At 57.8% G+C, this 16,854-nt stretch carries 14 protein-coding genes; 4 read left to right on the forward strand and 10 right to left on the reverse strand.

Translation table 11 applies throughout. The features are described 5' to 3' along the window. The first annotated feature begins 1 nt into the window (after position 1). Positions 2–901 carry an alpha/beta fold hydrolase gene (locus tag BST95_RS15870; protein WP_169843970.1) on the forward strand — a complete coding sequence of 300 codons (900 nt, stop codon included), beginning with the start codon at positions 2–4 and terminating at the stop codon, positions 899–901. Here BST95_RS15870 and BST95_RS15875 read toward each other — a convergent pair. Genes BST95_RS15875 through BST95_RS15905 form a run of 7 tightly spaced genes read right to left on the reverse strand, consistent with a single transcriptional unit; the run spans position 898 to position 7,005 of the window. Further along, positions 898–1,722, reverse strand: a complete 825-nt coding sequence (locus tag BST95_RS15875; protein WP_240500214.1) for a Rossmann-fold NAD(P)-binding domain-containing protein — start codon at positions 1,720–1,722, stop codon at positions 898–900. The genes BST95_RS15870 and BST95_RS15875 overlap by 4 nt on opposite strands. Next, positions 1,722–2,162: an ion channel gene (locus tag BST95_RS15880; protein ID WP_084200492.1), complete on the reverse strand. Its 441-nt coding sequence runs from the start codon at positions 2,160–2,162 to the stop codon at positions 1,722–1,724. Before BST95_RS15880 ends, BST95_RS15875 begins: the two co-directional genes overlap by 1 nt. Next, positions 2,155–2,592, reverse strand: a complete 438-nt coding sequence (locus BST95_RS15885; protein WP_157114505.1) for a hypothetical protein — start codon at positions 2,590–2,592, stop codon at positions 2,155–2,157. The genes BST95_RS15880 and BST95_RS15885 overlap by 8 nt, the downstream gene beginning before the upstream one ends. A 29-nt stretch (positions 2,593–2,621) precedes the next feature. Then, complete coding sequence (locus BST95_RS15890) at positions 2,622–3,185, reverse strand: DUF2955 domain-containing protein (RefSeq protein WP_084200494.1); 564 nt, start codon at positions 3,183–3,185, stop codon at positions 2,622–2,624. 18 nt (positions 3,186–3,203) lie between these two features. Then, positions 3,204–4,325: an HlyD family secretion protein gene (locus BST95_RS15895; protein ID WP_084200495.1), complete on the reverse strand. Its 1,122-nt coding sequence runs from the start codon at positions 4,323–4,325 to the stop codon at positions 3,204–3,206. A gap of 23 nt (positions 4,326–4,348) precedes the next feature. After that, complete coding sequence (locus BST95_RS15900; RefSeq protein ID WP_084200496.1) at positions 4,349–5,869, reverse strand: TolC family protein; 1,521 nt, start codon at positions 5,867–5,869, stop codon at positions 4,349–4,351. Continuing rightward, positions 5,866–7,005, reverse strand: a complete 1,140-nt coding sequence (locus tag BST95_RS15905; RefSeq protein ID WP_084200497.1) for an AI-2E family transporter — start codon at positions 7,003–7,005, stop codon at positions 5,866–5,868. Before BST95_RS15905 ends, BST95_RS15900 begins: the two co-directional genes overlap by 4 nt. A gap of 221 nt (positions 7,006–7,226) precedes the next feature. On the opposite strand from BST95_RS15905, the gene BST95_RS15910 reads away from it, so the two are divergent. After that, complete coding sequence (locus tag BST95_RS15910) at positions 7,227–8,780, forward strand: long-chain-fatty-acid--CoA ligase (RefSeq protein ID WP_084200498.1); 1,554 nt, start codon at positions 7,227–7,229, stop codon at positions 8,778–8,780. Here the strand turns inward: BST95_RS15910 and BST95_RS15915 are convergent. Beyond that, positions 8,777–9,202 (reverse strand): CBS domain-containing protein, encoded by a 426-nt coding sequence (locus tag BST95_RS15915; protein ID WP_229801596.1) that lies wholly within the window; start codon positions 9,200–9,202, stop codon positions 8,777–8,779. The genes BST95_RS15910 and BST95_RS15915 overlap by 4 nt on opposite strands. A gap of 43 nt (positions 9,203–9,245) precedes the next feature. Then, entirely contained in the window at positions 9,246–10,892 is a 1,647-nt protein-coding gene (locus tag BST95_RS15920) for a DUF3336 domain-containing protein (protein WP_205737292.1), read from the reverse strand. A 244-nt stretch (positions 10,893–11,136) separates the two neighbouring features. On the opposite strand from BST95_RS15920, the gene BST95_RS15925 reads away from it, so the two are divergent. Continuing rightward, positions 11,137–12,210: an efflux RND transporter periplasmic adaptor subunit gene (locus BST95_RS15925; protein WP_084200500.1), complete on the forward strand. Its 1,074-nt coding sequence runs from the start codon at positions 11,137–11,139 to the stop codon at positions 12,208–12,210. Further along, on the forward strand, positions 12,207–15,266 hold the full coding sequence (locus tag BST95_RS15930; protein ID WP_084200501.1) for an efflux RND transporter permease subunit: 3,060 nt from the start codon (positions 12,207–12,209) through the stop codon (positions 15,264–15,266). Before BST95_RS15925 ends, BST95_RS15930 begins: the two co-directional genes overlap by 4 nt. Here BST95_RS15930 and BST95_RS15935 read toward each other — a convergent pair. Beyond that, positions 15,263–16,816: an acyl-CoA synthetase gene (locus tag BST95_RS15935; RefSeq protein WP_066048561.1), complete on the reverse strand. Its 1,554-nt coding sequence runs from the start codon at positions 16,814–16,816 to the stop codon at positions 15,263–15,265. The genes BST95_RS15930 and BST95_RS15935 overlap by 4 nt on opposite strands. Positions 16,817–16,854 lie beyond the last annotated feature (38 nt).

The raw sequence follows: 16,854 nt of genomic DNA on the forward strand, positions 1-16,854 counted from the left end.
AGTGGTAACCACACACGAATATCACCTCGATATTGGTGATATCGAACTCGCTATCACTGAGTGGCCCGCACCCGCGGGCCACGACGGCCCAGACTCGCCGGTCTTGTTACTCCATGCCACGGGCTTTCACAGCCGCTGCTGGAATGAGGTTGTCAGACGCCTGCCGGGCCAGCATATTTTTGCCGTTGATCTGCGCCATCACGGTCGCAGCGGCAGTATTGGTGAGGTCGACTGGAACGTACTCACAACGGATATCATCAAGCTGGTCGAACGGCTCGACCTGCGCGAAGTTATTGGCGTCGGACACTCTATTGGTGGCTACCTCACTGCGCGTGCCGCCGCGGCCCTGCCCGAACGCTTTCGGGAGATACTGCTAATCGACCCGGTGATTACTGCCCCTGAAACCTATGAAATGGCAAAAGGTGTATCGGACAGCTTCAGCGCCAGTGATCACCCGGTGAGCCGGCGCAAAAATCGTTGGAAGGATGCCGACGAGATGTTTACGCGCTTCAAGGATAAACCGCCGTTCTCAAGCTGGGACCCCGTGGTACTGCGCGACTATTGCGACTACGCTCTGCAACCGGCGTCCGACGAGGCGTTTCAGCAATTGGCCTGCGATCCACTCAATGAAGCCTCGGTATATATCAGCCAGGCCTACAGCGATGCTGTGCTGGATGATCTGACGCGGCTGAAGTTGCCCGTGACGCTGCTGCGTGCCCAGTTCAAGGGGCTGGACATCACCGATCTGTCGGGCTCACCCACATGGCCGGAACTGGCCGGGCAGATTGCCCAGTGCCGGGAAGTGTACCTGCCGGAGCTCAATCACTTCATCCCCATGCAGGATCCCGCCCTGGTTGCCCGGCATATTGCCGAGGCACTGGGAACAACCGCCTCCGACTAGGGTTGGCGCTGCCGATACGCTTCGGCGAAGCGTATCGCATCCAGATTGTCGATCAGCGCACCGTTGGGCACCTCCTCGACACGGGCACTTATTTCAAACATCGCCCGGCCCAAATCGGTTCCACGAATCACCAGATGCCCCGGCGTGGCCAACCACTCGCCGAAGTACACCAACGCATTGGCGTATTCACTGGTGGGACGCACCCAGCCCGAACGGTGACCAAAGGTCCGCAGGCCAGTGCCCGCTGCCATCTCGGAGACCTCACGTTCTGCGCGGCCCTTGTCCTTGGCCCATTGGGCGCTCTCCTCCTCGCCCGTGCCCATTCCTGTGACGTAATGGAATGCCATAGGGCCCTCGGTGCGCGCATCCAGCCAAGCAGTCACAAACGCCACCGGGAAGTGCACGTGAATCCAGCGGTAAGTGTCCTCGTCCATACCAATGGAAGTCGTCCCCAGTCCCCACATCACCGTGTTCACCTCTGCCAATTGACTGGATAAGGTAGCGTAATCAGTGAAGTCTTCATGCATGATAACCTTGACCCGGCCCGTCGCCTGGCCTTCCTCAAGCCGCGGAGACATGCGCCGGGTTACAGCATAAACAGTGTCCACCTCCGGCGCGAGCATCGCCGCTTTCAGCAATCCATCACCGACTGAACCTGTCGCTCCGAACACCATCACGGTGTGGTTCGCCTCCTCTGCGAGCACCGGGTTTGGCTGCGGCTCCAGGGTGCCAAGCGTCAGCAACCCCCATAGGTTCAGTCCGACAATCAGCAACACCAGTGCAGCAACGACGGCCAGCAGTAATCTGCGCAACATGACCATCAGGCGGACGCCTGACGGCGGGCAGCGCGCACCCGCTTCAATGCATCCTGCAGTGCAGACATCATCACGGCCGTGGACACACCAATCATCAGCACGCCATTCACTGCCTGCAGCGGGCCCAGCACTCGATGCTCTTCGCTCATGACAATGTCGCCGTAGCCCAGCGTCGCGAAGTTCACCGCCGAGTGATAAAAGGCCGTCAGGAAATCAGTAAACTCACCCAGCTGAACAAAGACCGCCGCCCAGATCGCAATCTGAATAAAATTGCCCATGACCAGCACTACCATAACGCCACTGATCACCCCTAGTATGCTGACAAACGTCGGCGCCTTACTGCTGTCGATATGCCGCGCATAGAACGCCACTGACAGCACCGCCAACATGGCCTGCACAAGCAGGCAGACGACCATGACCGCGAGGCCGACGAACAAATTAAGCATGCTTGAGTCTCCGTGCATGATTTTTCTGATATTGCCGCTGCCGCAGATACTCCAGGAACAGCATTGCCACCCAGGCGTAAAGCGCCACGAATATAAACAGACCGAAACGCACCGCGAACGCTGTGGCGGGGTCCTTGCCATTGGCACTGTCGGCCACCGCCGGACCAATGAAAATCAACAGGGTCACCATAACGTTCTGCCAGTAAGTCGGCGGGTAGCGACTCGCCACCACGCCATACAGGCGCGACACGATGAATACGCTGAATATCAGCATCCACAAAAAGAACATCCAGAGGTTCGGTGTAATCTTCAGGCACATCCAGAACACGATAGCCAGTGCGCCGGCCATAAACGTCGAACCAAGCAACTCGGCGCCAGCGCCTTTTACCGACGTCAATTCAGTCTGCTGACCCAGCGTTACCGACTTCATGATAATCGGCATATAAAACGTGGGATTAGTCAGGCCAAGCAGGTAAGCGGGAAATACAATGAGCGTAGCGCGCGCAGACTGCCAGCGCGACTCCACAGGCTCTGGTGGCGGCGGCTGGGGGCGGGCTCATCCGGCTCGGGGAAAAAGGGATAGACAATCCACTGGCAGACAATGGCAATCGCTATCGCAATCATCAGTTCCTGGATTAGGAGAACCGCGAGACTGTGCCCGAGTTGGCCCACCATGGTAATCATGGTCAACCCCATTGTGAGCAATGCGCCCACCGGGCCCTTGCCCATATTCAAGGTCAGGTAGTTCGCCAGAAACAGGCCGAGCAGCACCAGCAACAGCCCGACAAAGGGGTAGTGACTCAACAGCGGTGTAATCAGAATACCGATGCCCAGACACAGGGCCACTGCCAATGGCAGACCGATCAAGCCTTTCACACCCGGCGGCGGTTTGGGTTGCGCCGCCAGCATGAAAGCAAAAAGCGGCGCCATGAACGGAAAGCTCAGCGCCATCGAATACCCGGCCACCAGAGCCAGCGAGATGTTAAAGCTGAGCCGGAATACGCGCCTGGTGCCGAGGTTCATGGGAGGGCCTTCGCTACGCTAGTAGGCGTAGGACATGATGCTCATGAAACGCACATAGAGGTGGCCAAAGAACCGTGTTAACCACGCCTCTTCGCTGTAGGCGATCACCGCCGCCTGTCCGCCCACTCTAAGCTGGCCGAGCAGTGCTTCGTCCTGACGAGGGTCAAACCTGACGACCACCGGGAAGCGCTGTGATTGACGCAACCAATCGCGATCGTTGTCGATACTGGGCAGCGTGCCTGGCTTGGCACTGCGGCCCGCGGAAATGCCTTTGCCGATATTATCAACCACACCGTCAAACACCCGACCGGGCAATGAATCGAACACAATCTCCACCGGTGTACCGGACACCATGTGGCCCAGGTTATTCTCGGTAAATTCTGCCTGCACCCACACTTCGTTAAGCGAAATCAACGTCATCACCGGGTGTCCGGCACCGGCGAATAACCCGACGTCCACTTTAAGGTCGGTAATTTCACCGCGATCTGTGGCCGTCACCGTGGTGTGGGCCAGATCGAGTTCAGCTTTTTCAACGCCTGTTCTGGCAATCGCCAGAATGGTGTTGAACTCCTCATCGGACTCGCCACCCTTGGCGTTAATCGCCTGCTGAATACCCGCCTCTGCAGCGGTGACAGCGGCCCGGGACTGATCCAGGGTTGCCCGAGACACCTCCAGGCGCCGGGTAGAAATGGTGCCTGGATCTTCCTTATAAAGACGCTCGAGGCGATCAGTATCTTTCTGTGCTTTTTCCAGGTTCGCCTGGGCGGCCAGCAAATTGGCTCTCGCTGCTTCTACTGCAGCATCTCCGGCATCGACCTGACTAAGGGCATTCTGATAATCCGAGCGCGCCTTGGCGAGCGCAATCTCATACTGTGAGGTATCAATCTGGAAAAGCGGCTGCCCGGCCTCTACCCGGGAGTTGGTCTCTACCAGCACTTCGGTAACGATGCCCGACACCTGTGGGGCAACACCGATCACATAAGCCTGTACTCGCGCCTGGGTGGTATAGGGGGTATAGCGATCAGAGGCCAGGTACCAGCTGAGGCTAAGCAGAATGACCACCGCAATCACCAACCCACCCTTTTTTACGGCGGCGTCGGCCTCTGGAGCTTCATCTTGTTGTGTTTCAGTGTCGCTCATAGTTCACCTGATTTCATCGCGAATTATTGTTCGGGCAGCGGTACCGGATCATCCAGCATGCCATCCCAATCGGTGCGCTCCTGCATAATCTGGCGCAGTTCTTCCGGCACCAGATCCTCGGCTTCGGCGGGCTGCCACCCACCGCCCAGCGCCCGGTAAAAATCGATCACCGAATTGATATGTTCACCCTGATTGCTCACATACGCAGACGACCTTGCAGCGCGCGACTGCTGCGCAGTCAGCACGCGCTGAAAGTCCGAGTAACCTTCCTGGTAACGCTTGGTAGACAGTGCCAGTGAGCGGTCTGCCGCTTCCAGTGCCGAACTGAGCAAGGCCTGTTGTTCCCGAGTTTTCACCACGCTCACCGCGGCGTTATCAATCTCCGATGCGGCAGCCAGCACCGTCAGCTGATAGGCTTGAATCGTCTGCTGCAGGCGAACATCCTGGACGCGTACGCTGTTTTCAATGCGATCGTAGTTGAACAGGTTCCAGGTAAAACTGGGGCCAATCGCCGTGCCCAGGGTATCGTTGGTGACATCCAGCGAATTGCCCGACCAGCCGATGGTGCCAAACAGCGAGATCGACGGGTAAAGATCGGCCTTGGCGACACCAATCTGGGCGGACTGGGCAGCAACTGTCCAGGCCGCGGTGCGAACATCTGGCCGCCGCATTAACAGCACCGCCGGGTAAGCTTCGATAAACAGCGGATTGAGATTGGGCAGGGTGGCGGGCACGGCATCCAGCTCAGGGACATTACCAGGCTCGCGTCCCAACAGAATTGCCAGCGCGTTTTCCAGTTGCTGCAGGGCGATCTCAAAGTTGGGAATGGACGACAACGTGGCCAGATACTGCGTGCGGGCCTGCTGCACGTCAAGCTCTGCCGACTGGCCGCTTTCATACAAGGCGGTTGTAATCTCCAAGCTACGCTTTTGTAACGCCGCATTCTCTTGCGCTATATCGATCAGGCGTGCGGTTGTGCGCCAGGAGTAATAAGCCTGGGCTACTTGAGCCGCCAGTAACACCTGGGCATTCTGCTGGTTGGTCACAGACGCAAAAAATGCCGCGTCAGCAGATTCAATACTGCGGCGGTACTTGCCCCAGAAATCCATTTCCCAGCCGATATCAAAACCGGCATCGTAGGCGTTGAGGTCGGAGTGGTCGCCGGAATTGTCACCTTCTGTAGGCCAGCTGTCGGTGCGCGCCCAGGAACCACTGGCGCGTTGAACCTGCGGATATTGCAGGCCGGTGGCCACGCCCAATAATGCCTTGCTCTCCAGCACCGAAAGTCCAGCCAGGCGCAACGTCGGATTCTCTTTTCTGGCGGTCGAGATCAGGTCATTGAGTACCGGGTCACTGAAAGCCTCCCACCAGAAACTGAGATCGTCCATCTCATCAGACGTCGACAGGGCCTGGCCATACAGGTCGGTTGCCCAGGTGTCGATCCAATCTACTGCGGGTTCTTCATAGTCCGGTCCGAGATTGGTACAGGCCTGCAGCGCGAGCAGGCCGCAACCCGTCGCGAGCGCCCTCACCCACAGCCTCATTCCGATGCCTCAGCCTCTTCATTTGAGGCGGCTGCAGCGGCGGCCTCGGCAGCTTCCTCGGCCTCATGCATCGCCACCCACTTCATGAACAGCTGATACCCGACAGCGAGAATAACCGCGCCAACAAACAGGCCAACAAAGCCCATGGACATCATTCCGCCGAGCGCACCGAGCAGTATGACCGGCATGGGTGCCTCGACGCCACGGCCCAACAGCATGGGCTTAAGCACGTTATCGGCAAGACCCGCTACGACCAGGTAAACCGACCAGACGATCGCCATGACCTGGGAATTGTCGCCATTTTTGAATATCCAGATGACCACAGGAATCACCACCAGCGCCGCCGGTAATTGCATAATCGCCAGAAGCAACACCACCAGCGCCAACAGTCCCGCAGCTGGCACGCCTGCGCCAAGCAAGCCAATGCCTACCAGCACTGCTTGAATAAAGGCCACACCCAGCACCCCGGCAGCCACTGAACGCGTCGTCATGGTCGCCAGATTATGCACCTCCGCACCGTGTTTAGGACCAACGATCCGCGTCACAATGTTCTCCATTGCATCATTGGCGCTGTGGCCAAACGCCATCATAATGCCGGCGACAATCAGTGAACCCAGGAACAGCAAAACAGTGCCCACGGTACTCTTGGCCGCGGACATACCACTGGTTATCAGGGATTCCAAGGAAGTCTTATTCGCCTGAATAAACGCCGGAAGGTTTTCCGAAGCAGCAGACCAGGCGTTATAAACATCCTCGCCAACGACCGGCCAGTTCGCCACATTTTCCTTGGGCGGGCGCAACTCCAGCGTGCCCGCGTGATAGCGGTCGGCAATGGATGTTGCATGCTCAGCCAGCGAACCGCCCAACAGCACAACAGGAATACCAATACCCAGCAGGCCGACGATAACGATTACCGTCGATGCGCGCCCCTGATTGCCCCCAAGGCGCGCCGCTAGTCCCTGATGCAATGGATATATTGTCACCGCCAGAATCAATGCCCATATCATCAGGCTGAGGAACGGGCTGAACACCCGGAAAGACGCCACAACCATCAGGGCCACAAGGCCCACTCTGATAAGTGCATCGGTGAATTCCTGCACGGTCATCGCGTGACCGGGCTGTTCGTTATCGCTCATAGTGCCCCCTTTGTTTGCTCTACAACCACGCACAGTACGAATATCTCTATATTACCCTCGACATTCGCAGCGTAGATTGCATTGCAATAGTTATAGTTAGTGAAACCTGCTTAAGCAAATTCATGGCGGCTACGATAGCACAGCTGATTTGACACAGCTGACCACACCCCGCAGACTCCCCAACGGCCATAAATTCTAACAAAAAGGTGCTACACAACAGCATGCTGGTTCATCATTATCTCGAGTACTATTCACGCAATACTCCCGACCTTCCCTGCCTGACCACCGAAGGCCAAACCTACACCTATGGCAGCATCAACACCCGCGCCAATCGACTCGCCCATGGATTGCTCGAGCTCGGTGTTAGCGTTGGTGAGCGCGTGGGAATTCTCGGTGAAAACAGCCTGGAGCACCTGCTGCTGTATATGGCCACCAGTAAGATCGGCGCCGTCAGCGTCTCGCTCAACTATCGACTGGCACCCGCCGAACTCGCCTACATTATCGGCGACGCCCAGTGCCGCGCACTGCTGGCACTCGATGGTATGGACGAAACACTCATAGACCTGCGCCGCCAGATCGACGATGAAATCCAGATCATTTCCCAGGGATTTGACAACACCCTGGTGCTAGACGACTGGAGCGCCGACTTCCCGACCACAAATCCCGATCAAGATGTAGCCTCTGACCAGCCTTTCGTACAGCTTTACACCAGCGGCACAACCGGCAACCCAAAAGGTGTGGTGAGCTCGCACTTTAATATGCTGTCGCTCGCTGCCATGAATACCACGGCGACGCCGCACAGACCGAGCCCCGGCTACTCCACCATTCTCTGCGCCCCCATGTTCCATATCGGTGGCACCGGGTCGATTGTGTACAACATTACCCACGGCATACGCACACTGATGCACCGCGTGTTCGACCCGGTGCGGATTGTCGACGACATCGAGCAGTACGGTGTGAATAACGTGTTCATGGTGCCGGCCATGATTATGGCCGTTCTACAGTTACCGGACATCGAGCAGCGGGACTTCAGCAAACTCAAGCAGGTGTTCTACGGTGCGTCACCGATTTCTGAATCGGTGCTGCGCCGTGCCCTGGAGATTTTCCAGTGCGACTTTATTCAGATGTACGGCATGACCGAGACTACCGGTACTGTCGTCAATCTGACCGCCGACGATCACCGCAAGGCACTGGCAGGGCGCCCCGAACTGCTGCGCTCATGCGGCCGCCCCTCGGTGGGTGGGCGCGCCAAAGTGGTCGATCTGGAAGGCAACGAAGTTCCACGGGGCGACATCGGAGAAATCTGGTTGTACTCCGATACCAATATGCTGTCTTACTACAACCTGCCCGACGCCACTGCGGCCAACCTCACCGACGGCTGGGTACACACCGGTGACGCAGGTTACATGGATGATGAAGGCTACCTGTATCTAAAAGATCGTATGAAAGATATGGTCGTCAGCGGCGGGGAAAACATCTACCCGGTAGAAGTGGAGAATGCCCTGGCCAAGCACGAGGCGGTACAGGATGTCGCTGTGATCGGTGTCCCCGATGACAAGTTTGGCGAGGCGTTGCTGGCCTTTGTCGTACTCAGTGACGGTGCGCAGCTTGACGCTGAGACAATGATTGCATTCCTGCGCGAGCACATTGCCGGCTATAAGATTCCGCGCAAACTGGAACTCATCGAAGAACTACCGCGCAACCCGTCGGGCAAGATACTCAAGAAAATTCTGCGCGCCCCATACTGGGAGGGCGCAGAGCGGCAAATCGGCTAACGGGCGTCGAAAATTTTGCGCCGCGAATGCTCCATCAGCGCCCATAGAATATTGCTGGAACTCACCTGACCAACCAGCTTGCCGTCCTCCAATACCGGGCGGCGGCGCTGGCGGGTATCGAGCATGGCCTGAGCCACTTCAACAATACCGTCTTGCGGCGACACGGTTGCCAGATCGGTGCTCATGGCATCCCGAACGAATGATTGCTCAGGATCGCCATCGTTGTACACCGCGGTGAGCACCGCCTTGATGCAATCGAGTTCAGAGAGAATGCCCACAGCGCGACCCTCGTCGTCGGTCACCGTGAGGCCTGTGAGCTTGTATTCGACAATCTTCTCAATCGCTTCCACCAGATTGGCGTCGCTACCAATCGTCAGTGGATTGCGGCGCATACAATCGCCGATAACGCTGGGTCCTGGCATAGAGATTTTCCTCGTGGTTGCCTGTCACCCTACTATAGCAGTATCAGGCTGCTTCAGCGGGCGCCTCAGGCTTTTTTGCCGGCGGACTGCGCCTGGTTGCCGGTTTCTTTTTGGCCGCGGCGCGTTTTTTCTTGGATGTAGCAGGCTCTACCGTGGCCCGCTTTTCACGCAAGGCCTCGCGATCGGTACGGGTGGGTGGCGGCCGGCGACGCGATGCCCGTGGGCGATTCGCCTCGACCGTATCCGGGCGCAGATCGCCGGATTCAAAGCGCACCAGTATTTCTTCCATCGTGCGGCTGATGCGGGTGCACAGACGAATCTGTTCCACCTGGGGATAGGCTGAGTGCTCCCCACCTTCCATCAATTCAATCAGATCATTTTCAGAGATATGCGCCAGCAGTTTGGTAGGGTTGTACCACTTGAAGCTGGGGACAATATTAATATCCCCGCTGTAGTCCTGGTCCATTAAGGCGTGGACGGTATTAAGCATCCAGTTGAACCGGGGCCAGTTGTCGCCCTGCTTCTGGACAATGCCGCGATAGAAATTAAGTAATTCCCGGCCGACACCGACACCGAGCGAACCGAGGGCCCGGGTCAGGGGACTGCGGTCCTGATCCGCATCGAGGAACGGCGTAGCGATGGGGTTCACCATGCTGACGATATAGTGGTTGGTGCTGTAAAGGCGCGACAGGCGTTTGGCCGGCAGGTCGTCGGCAATAGAGCCGTCCACCCACTTGCGAGTGGGCAGATAGGTCTGCGCTTCCCCGTGCATGTTCTTGGCCATCAGGGTTACCGGAGGAAAGACGCCGGGCACAGCGCACGAGGCCATGACGGCGGAGCGAATCAGCACGTTCGGCGAGGTAATGGCGTTGAGCAGGCGCGAGCGTTGATGCGGCTCAGCGGGCGCCACAGTGATGCTGATCTGACGACCTGTCTTTTCATAGGCTTCCTGAAACGTCATATCAGGGACCATGCGCGCGATCAGCCGCTCGAGATCACCGGCATCAATCTGCGGGTTGGCGCCGAAGAACATACGGGTAAAGGCACTGGCCTCGCTCTCCGCCTCGAAGTGCACATTGGCGGGCTCAAAAAAGTGTTCGAGCTCGGTGTCAGAATGGGTTCCCACGACACCGGCCATGATTGAACCGGCACTGGAGCCGGAAATGACCCTTGGCAGCAGGTTTTGCTCCATGAGAGTTTTTACGACGCCCAGATGGTAAAAGCCGAGTATCCCGCCACCTGAGAGCATGAGTGCGGAACGGCCGAAGCAGATGTTCGCGCGATAGAAGAAATCCAGTTTTTCCTGTACGTCGATCACGTCAGCGGGCAGCTCCGCTAACAGTCGCAGGCACTCGTCGATTTCGTCAATGTACTGCTCAATCAGGCGCTTGGTACCGAAATTGGCCCGACGGTATAAACTGGCACGTCCCATGCCACCCATATTGCCGTGGATACCTTCGTTCAGGGTGTAAAGCAGACCGTGGTAATCGTGGCGGGCACGCAGTGTGCGCAACCGGTCCAGACGCAGGCGAATCTGGGAAGCATCATACTGACTGCTCTGGTCCACCTCGCGCCAGCGCTTGGCGCCGCTAATCTCGTCGTGCTCCAGAGCGGCCTCGCGCCACTGCTCGTAGCTGTCAGCCTTATACATTCGCTTCTCGAGCTTTTTCAGCTTGCGGGATTTGCGCACCGGGATACCTCTATTGCGTTTTGAAACCACGTGGGGAGCCCAAGCATAAAACATTCGCTGCGCCGGGCATACCCGTTTTATCGGTCGCACCCGGTCGAGATTTGACCACAATCAATCCAATTACCCGCAGGATCGCGTACCATCTTTGTCCACATTAGTGACTAGTTGGTCAAGACTGGGTAAACAGTTGAAAAGCACTTAAAATACAGACACTTACAAACCAAAATACAAACCGAGGTCCAATTTGCGCGCTTATCTGTACGTTTCGCTCATTCTGCTGGTGATTTTTGGTGGCATTTCAGGCTACCTCTATAACAAGTTCAGCGTTCTTGCGAACACTGACTTCAGTCCTCCGCCGGTTACGGTCGCAGCAGCGACCGCAAGAATGGAAACCTGGCCCTCGGTGCTGCAGGCGGTAGGCACTATTCGCGCGGTCAATGGTGCCAACCTCGCTGCGGAAGCCAGCGGTGAAGTGACCAACATCAGCGTGGCCTCCGGACAGGAGGTAGAGGCAGGCCAACTGCTGCTCACCCTCAACGACAGCCTAGAGCAGGCCAGCAAGCGCCGGGCAGAAGCCAACCTGGTACTGGCGCGACAGTTGTATGAGCGCGATGAAAGTCTGATCAAGCAGAAATCTATTCCCCAGAGCCAGTACGATCGCTCCCGGGCAGATCTGGATGCAGCGGTGGCGAGCATTGCCGAGATCGAAGCACAGCTGGGCAACAAACGCATCGTGGCTCCCTTTGCCGGCCGCGTCGGCATTATCGAGGTCAAGGCCGGCGACTATATCGATTCCGGCACATCGATTACGACGCTGCAGGACTTATCCCAACTGGAAGTGGACTTTTCGGTCCCGGCCCGCCACTACCCCGAACTTCGCGCCGGCCTCGACATTGCCGTGCGCACAGCCTCCTCAGAGCAGACCTTTGCGGCAACGCTGCAAGCCGTCGACGCCGCCGTTGACACCGGCACCCGCAACCTCGCGCTGCGGGCCCTGCTCAGTGATAGCGAGGGACTGCTGCCCGGCATGTTCGCGCAACTGGATATAGACCTCGATCAGGCACGCGACGTGGTCACCCTGCCCGAGACTGCCGTCACCTACTCTGCCCAGGGCGATACCGTTTACGTGGTCACTAACGACGACGAAGGCTTGCTCGTCATGCCCCGGGTAATACGCTCCGGTGAAGTGCGAGATGGCCGAACTGAGATTCGCAGCGGGGTAGAGTCCGGCGAGCGTATTGTCAGCGTCGGTCAGAATAAGCTGTATCGCGGCGCCCGGATTGTGCTGGAAGAAAATCCGGCGGACTTCACCCAATGAGGTTTACCGATCGCTTCATCCAACGCCCGGTCCTGGCCATTGTCGTCAGCAGCCTGTTGCTGCTGCTCGGGGGTGCCTCCCTGTCAAAGGTCGGTGTCCGAGAATTTCCCGAGCTTGAGCGCAGCGTTATCTATATCGAAACCTACTACCCGGGCGCCAGCGCGCGCACCGTGCAGGGGTTCGTCACCAACCCATTGCAGATCAAGATCGCCGGTGCCAAGGGCATCGAGTACATGGTGTCTGACAGCCAGCCAGGCGTGTCTTCGATTACCGTCCATGTACGCCTGGGTGAGAATAGTACCGACGTGCTCAATGAGGTCATCGCCAAGGTAAACGAAGCCCGGGGTGACCTGCCACGGGAGATCGAAGATCCAGTAATCTCCAATGCATCAGGCGCCGAAGCGATGATTTACATCGGCTTTTACAGCGAGCAGATGACCGCATACCAGGTGACGGATTTCCTGTCTCGCAATGTCCAACCGGAACTGGCAACACTGCCCGGCGTTGGCCAGGCTGGCATCTTCTCCCGGCGCCTCGCCATGCGCGTCTGGCTAGACCCTGTGCGCATGGCCGCTCTCGGCGTGACAGCGGAAGACATCAACAACACTATTCGGCGCGACAATTTCATTTCCGCTGCAGGGGCCACCGAGGGCCAGATGGTGCGGGTAACCGTAGATGCCCGCACCGACCTGCAATCACCGGATGATTTTGCCAATCTGGTGGTGCGCCAGGTCGACGACGAGCGCATTCGTCTGGGTGACGTGGCCGACGTGGAAATGGATGCCGAGTCGCGCCAGTTTAAATCGCTATCCAGTGGTCGTGACGCGGTATTCATGTCTATTACACCCGCGCCCGATGCCAATCCACTGGAAGTCTCGCGGGCGATCCACGACACGCTGCCACTGATCGAGGCGATGCTGCCAGCAGACATGGAAATGTTGCTCGACTGGGACGGCTCGGTTGTCATCGACGAAGCACTGTCAGAGGTTATCGCAACGCTGATCGAGGCGGTGCTCATTGTCATTCTGGTGATCTACCTGTTCCTGGGTTCTTTCCGGGTCGTGCTCATTCCCCTGGTAGCCATACCACTGTCGCTGATCGGCGTGGTGTTCCTGATCTGGACCATGGGCTTCTCCCTCAACCTGCTCACACTGCTGGCCATGGTGATTGCGATCGGCCTCGTCGTGGACGATGCGATTGTGGTGGTGGAGAACGTGCACCGACATATCGAGGAAGGTGCCACCCCCTACAATGCGGCCCTGCAGGGGGCGCGCGAGGTTGCCCTGCCGGTCGTGGCGATGACGCTCACACTGGTAGCCGTATACGCCCCCATCAGCTTTATTGGCGGACTCACCGGCGCCCTGTTCAGTGAATTCGCACTGACGCTTGCCGGGGCAGTTGTTATTTCCGGTGTAGTGGCACTCACTCTCAGTCCCATGATGAGCTCGCGGGTGCTCAAGGACGCCGAGCACCAGGGACGTTTTGCAGACTGGCTGGACCACCGTTTTGAGCAATTGGTCGCAGCCTATCGCGGTATCCTGGATGCCTGCCTGGCCAACCGTGGGGCTGTGTTGCTGCTGGCGTTCTGCCTGCTCGCCAGTCTGCCCTTGCTGTTTGCCCTGGCCCAGGAAGAATTGGCACCAGAGGAAGATACCGGCGGTATCTTCATGGTGGGCAATGCCCCGCGCTACGCCAACCTGGAATACTCCGATTTCTACCTCAACAAGGTGGTCGATATCTGGCGGGAAATTCCTGAGTTCAGCCACTCCTGGCAAGTGATTCAACCCGGCAGTAATTTTGGCGGCATCACTCTGCACCCCTGGGATGAGCGCGAGCGCACCCAGCAGGAGGCCATGAAGGAATTGCAGGCCAATCTCGGCGCGGTCGCCGGTATGGAGATGTTTGCGTTCTCCTCGCCGTCGCTACCGGGAGCAGACGCCGGCCTGCCGGTCAGTTTCGTGGTCGCCTCCACGGCTGACTACCGCGATGTAAAACGTGTCGGCGACGAACTACTTCAAGCAGCCAGAGAATCGGGCCTGTTTGCGTTTGTTACTCAGAGCCTCGACTTTGACCGACCGGAAATCGTTCTACACGTTGATCGAGAACGCGCCGCACGGCTGGGTATTTCCATGCAGTCGATCGGCGAAACCCTGGCCGTCATGCTCGGCGAAGCGGAGGTCAATCGCTTTACCCTGGAGGGACGCAGCTACAAGGTGATTCCCCAGGCGGGACGCAACTTCAGAATGACGCGCGAGGAGTTGGCTAAATACTACCTGCGTACCGGCGGCGGGGACCTGGTGCCCATGTCGGCCGTGGTGCGCCTGGACAGCCAGGTGGAGCCCAATTCGCTGACCCAGTACCAGCAACTCAACAGCACGGTGATTCAGGGCATCGTCATGCCACCCAATTCACTCGGTGCCGGCCTGACGTTCCTGAACGACACCTTGGCGGAGATCGCCCCCCCGACATTCCGCGCCGGCTATACCGGAGCGTCGCGTCGGTTTATCGAGGAAACAGCCTCATTCCCGGTATTATTCAGTTTGTCGATGATGCTGATCTTCCTGGTGCTCGCGGCCCAGTTCAACAGCTTTAGAGATCCGCTGGTGGTACTGGTCACCGTGCCGCTGTCTATCTTTGGCGCCATCGTTCCCATTGCCCTGGGTTTCGCGACGCTCAATATCTACACCCAGGTGGGACTGCTCACGCTGATTGGTTTAATCAGCAAACACGGTATTCTCATCGTGGAATTTGCCAATAAACTGGCAGAGCACGGCGTGGATCGGCGCGAGGCGGTGCTCACGGCAGCCAGCCAGCGTCTGCGGCCCATTCTCATGACCACATTTGCGACGGTGCTTGGCGTATGGCCGCTGGTGATTGCATCCGGTGCCGGCGCTGAAAGCCGTTTCAGCATCGGGCTGGTGATTACCGCCGGCATGCTGGTAGGCACACTGTTTACGCTGTTCGTCGTACCGGTGTTCTATCTGCCCTTCAGTAAACGCAAACAGGCATCCACAACCGCCCCTGTCCCCGCAGCAGAGGCGGTAAGCAATCCCTAGTCGATTTTATCGTCTGCTCTGGCGCCGCCCTTGTACTCTTCCATGAGGTGGCGCTTGTACAGCTTGCCGTTATCCATTCGCGGTAACTTGGGATGGAAATCCAATGCCCGGGGCAGCTTGATATTGGAGATGCGCTCACGCAGCCATTCCATGATTTCGATGGCCGTCTCGTCAGTGGCATCAGCCCAGTTCATGGGTTCAACCACAGCCTGCACCTTCTCGCCAAACTCTTCGCAGGGAATGCCGAACACCGCCACGTCAGCAATTTTTTCATGGCTGATAAGTGCGTTTTCAATTTCCTGCGGGTATATGTTCACGCCACCGGAAATAATCATGAAGTTCTTGCGGTCGGTGAGATAGAGGAAGCCGTCTTCGTCGACATAACCCACGTCACCGGTGGTGGCCCAACCCTTGTCATTGTAGGCCCCAGCGGTTTTCTCCGGTTCGTCGTGATAGGTGAACGTTGCCGCCTCACCGCCAAAATAAATGGTCCCGATTTCCCCGGTAGGCAGTTCGTTGCCTTCATCGTCGACAATATGCAATTCTCCGACAAATGCCGGGCCGACTGAGCCCTTGTGGGTCAACCAGGCATCGGAGTCAATAATCGTCGCGCCGATGCCCTCGCTGGCTGCGTAGTATTCGACGATGACCGGGCCCCACCAGTCGATCATTTTTTCTTTGACTTCCACGGGGCAAGGCGCCGCCGCATGAATGGCAAACTGCATGCTGCTCACATCGTATTTGGCGCGCACCTCATCGGGCAGTTTAAGCATACGCACAAACATAATGGGCACCCACTGACTGTGGGTAACTCGGTGCTCGTCAATTAATGCCAGAGCACGCTCGGGATCAAAACCCTGCATGACAATTGAGGTGCCGCCCTGAAAAATATTCATCATGTTGTAGTAGAGCGGCGCCGCGTGATACAGCGGCGCAGGCGACAGATAAACCGTTTCTTCAGCAAAGCCGAAGGCCTGCCCCAACGTGGTGGCAAGGCCCGGGGCCGCGTCGACATCGGTATCAGTCGGCGGCACAAATACGCCCTTGGGCTGACCGGTCGTACCCGATGAATACAGCATGGCCGCACCCATTTCCTGATCGGCGATTTCCGTTTCCGGCTGCAGGCTAAGCGCCTCTTCCCAGGACTCATAACCCTCACTGATTCCGCCCACCATGTAGTAGTGGTCGACTCCGCTGGACACGGATTTGACATCACTGGCGACCGCCTCCAGTTCGTGCGAACCGATAAACAGACTGGCACCGCAATTGTCGAGAATGTAGGCCGTCTCATCGCGTTTGAGGTGGGTGGAGATCGGGGTATAGATCAAACCGGAACGCTGCGCCGCCCAGCAGATTTCCAGAAACCGGGGATTGTTCTCCATCATCAGGGCAATATGGTCGCCCGCTTGCAAACCCAGGCTGCGGAACAACTGCGCGCCCTGATTGGAGCGCTGGTCGAGCTGTCGATACGTTACCATCTCCCCGGAGTCACCCATAATATAGGCGGGCTTGTGGGGATACAGGGCGGCGGTGTGGCGTGGATGTGGCATAGCGTCTCTCTAATATTTATAGGCGTTTGCTGTAACTA

It is taken from the genome of Halioglobus japonicus, assembly GCF_001983995.1.
GTDB classification, from domain to species: Bacteria; Pseudomonadota; Gammaproteobacteria; order Pseudomonadales; family Halieaceae; genus Halioglobus; species Halioglobus japonicus.

What these genes read in the sequence shown, in the direction of transcription:
- BST95_RS15875 (WP_240500214.1), bottom strand. Translation starts at nt 1,722, where the DNA reads ATGGTCATGTTGCGCAGATTACTGCTGGCCGTCGTTGCTGCACTGGTG.
- BST95_RS15880 (WP_084200492.1), bottom strand. Translation starts at nt 2,162, where the DNA reads ATGCTTAATTTGTTCGTCGGCCTCGCGGTCATGGTCGTCTGCCTGCTT.
- BST95_RS15885 (WP_157114505.1), bottom strand. Translation starts at nt 2,592, where the DNA reads ATGAAGTCGGTAACGCTGGGTCAGCAGACTGAATTGACGTCGGTAAAA.
- BST95_RS15890 (WP_084200494.1), bottom strand. Translation starts at nt 3,185, where the DNA reads ATGAACCTCGGCACCAGGCGCGTATTCCGGCTCAGCTTTAACATCTCG.
- BST95_RS15895 (WP_084200495.1), bottom strand. Translation starts at nt 4,325, where the DNA reads ATGAGCGACACTGAAACACAACAAGATGAAGCTCCAGAGGCCGACGCC.
- BST95_RS15900 (WP_084200496.1), bottom strand. Translation starts at nt 5,869, where the DNA reads ATGAGGCTGTGGGTGAGGGCGCTCGCGACGGGTTGCGGCCTGCTCGCG.
- BST95_RS15905 (WP_084200497.1), bottom strand. Translation starts at nt 7,005, where the DNA reads ATGAGCGATAACGAACAGCCCGGTCACGCGATGACCGTGCAGGAATTC.
- BST95_RS15910 (WP_084200498.1), top strand. Translation starts at nt 7,227, where the DNA reads ATGCTGGTTCATCATTATCTCGAGTACTATTCACGCAATACTCCCGAC.
- BST95_RS15915 (WP_229801596.1), bottom strand. Translation starts at nt 9,202, where the DNA reads ATGCCAGGACCCAGCGTTATCGGCGATTGTATGCGCCGCAATCCACTG.
- BST95_RS15930 (WP_084200501.1), top strand. Translation starts at nt 12,207, where the DNA reads ATGAGGTTTACCGATCGCTTCATCCAACGCCCGGTCCTGGCCATTGTC.
- BST95_RS15935 (WP_066048561.1), bottom strand. Translation starts at nt 16,816, where the DNA reads ATGCCACATCCACGCCACACCGCCGCCCTGTATCCCCACAAGCCCGCC.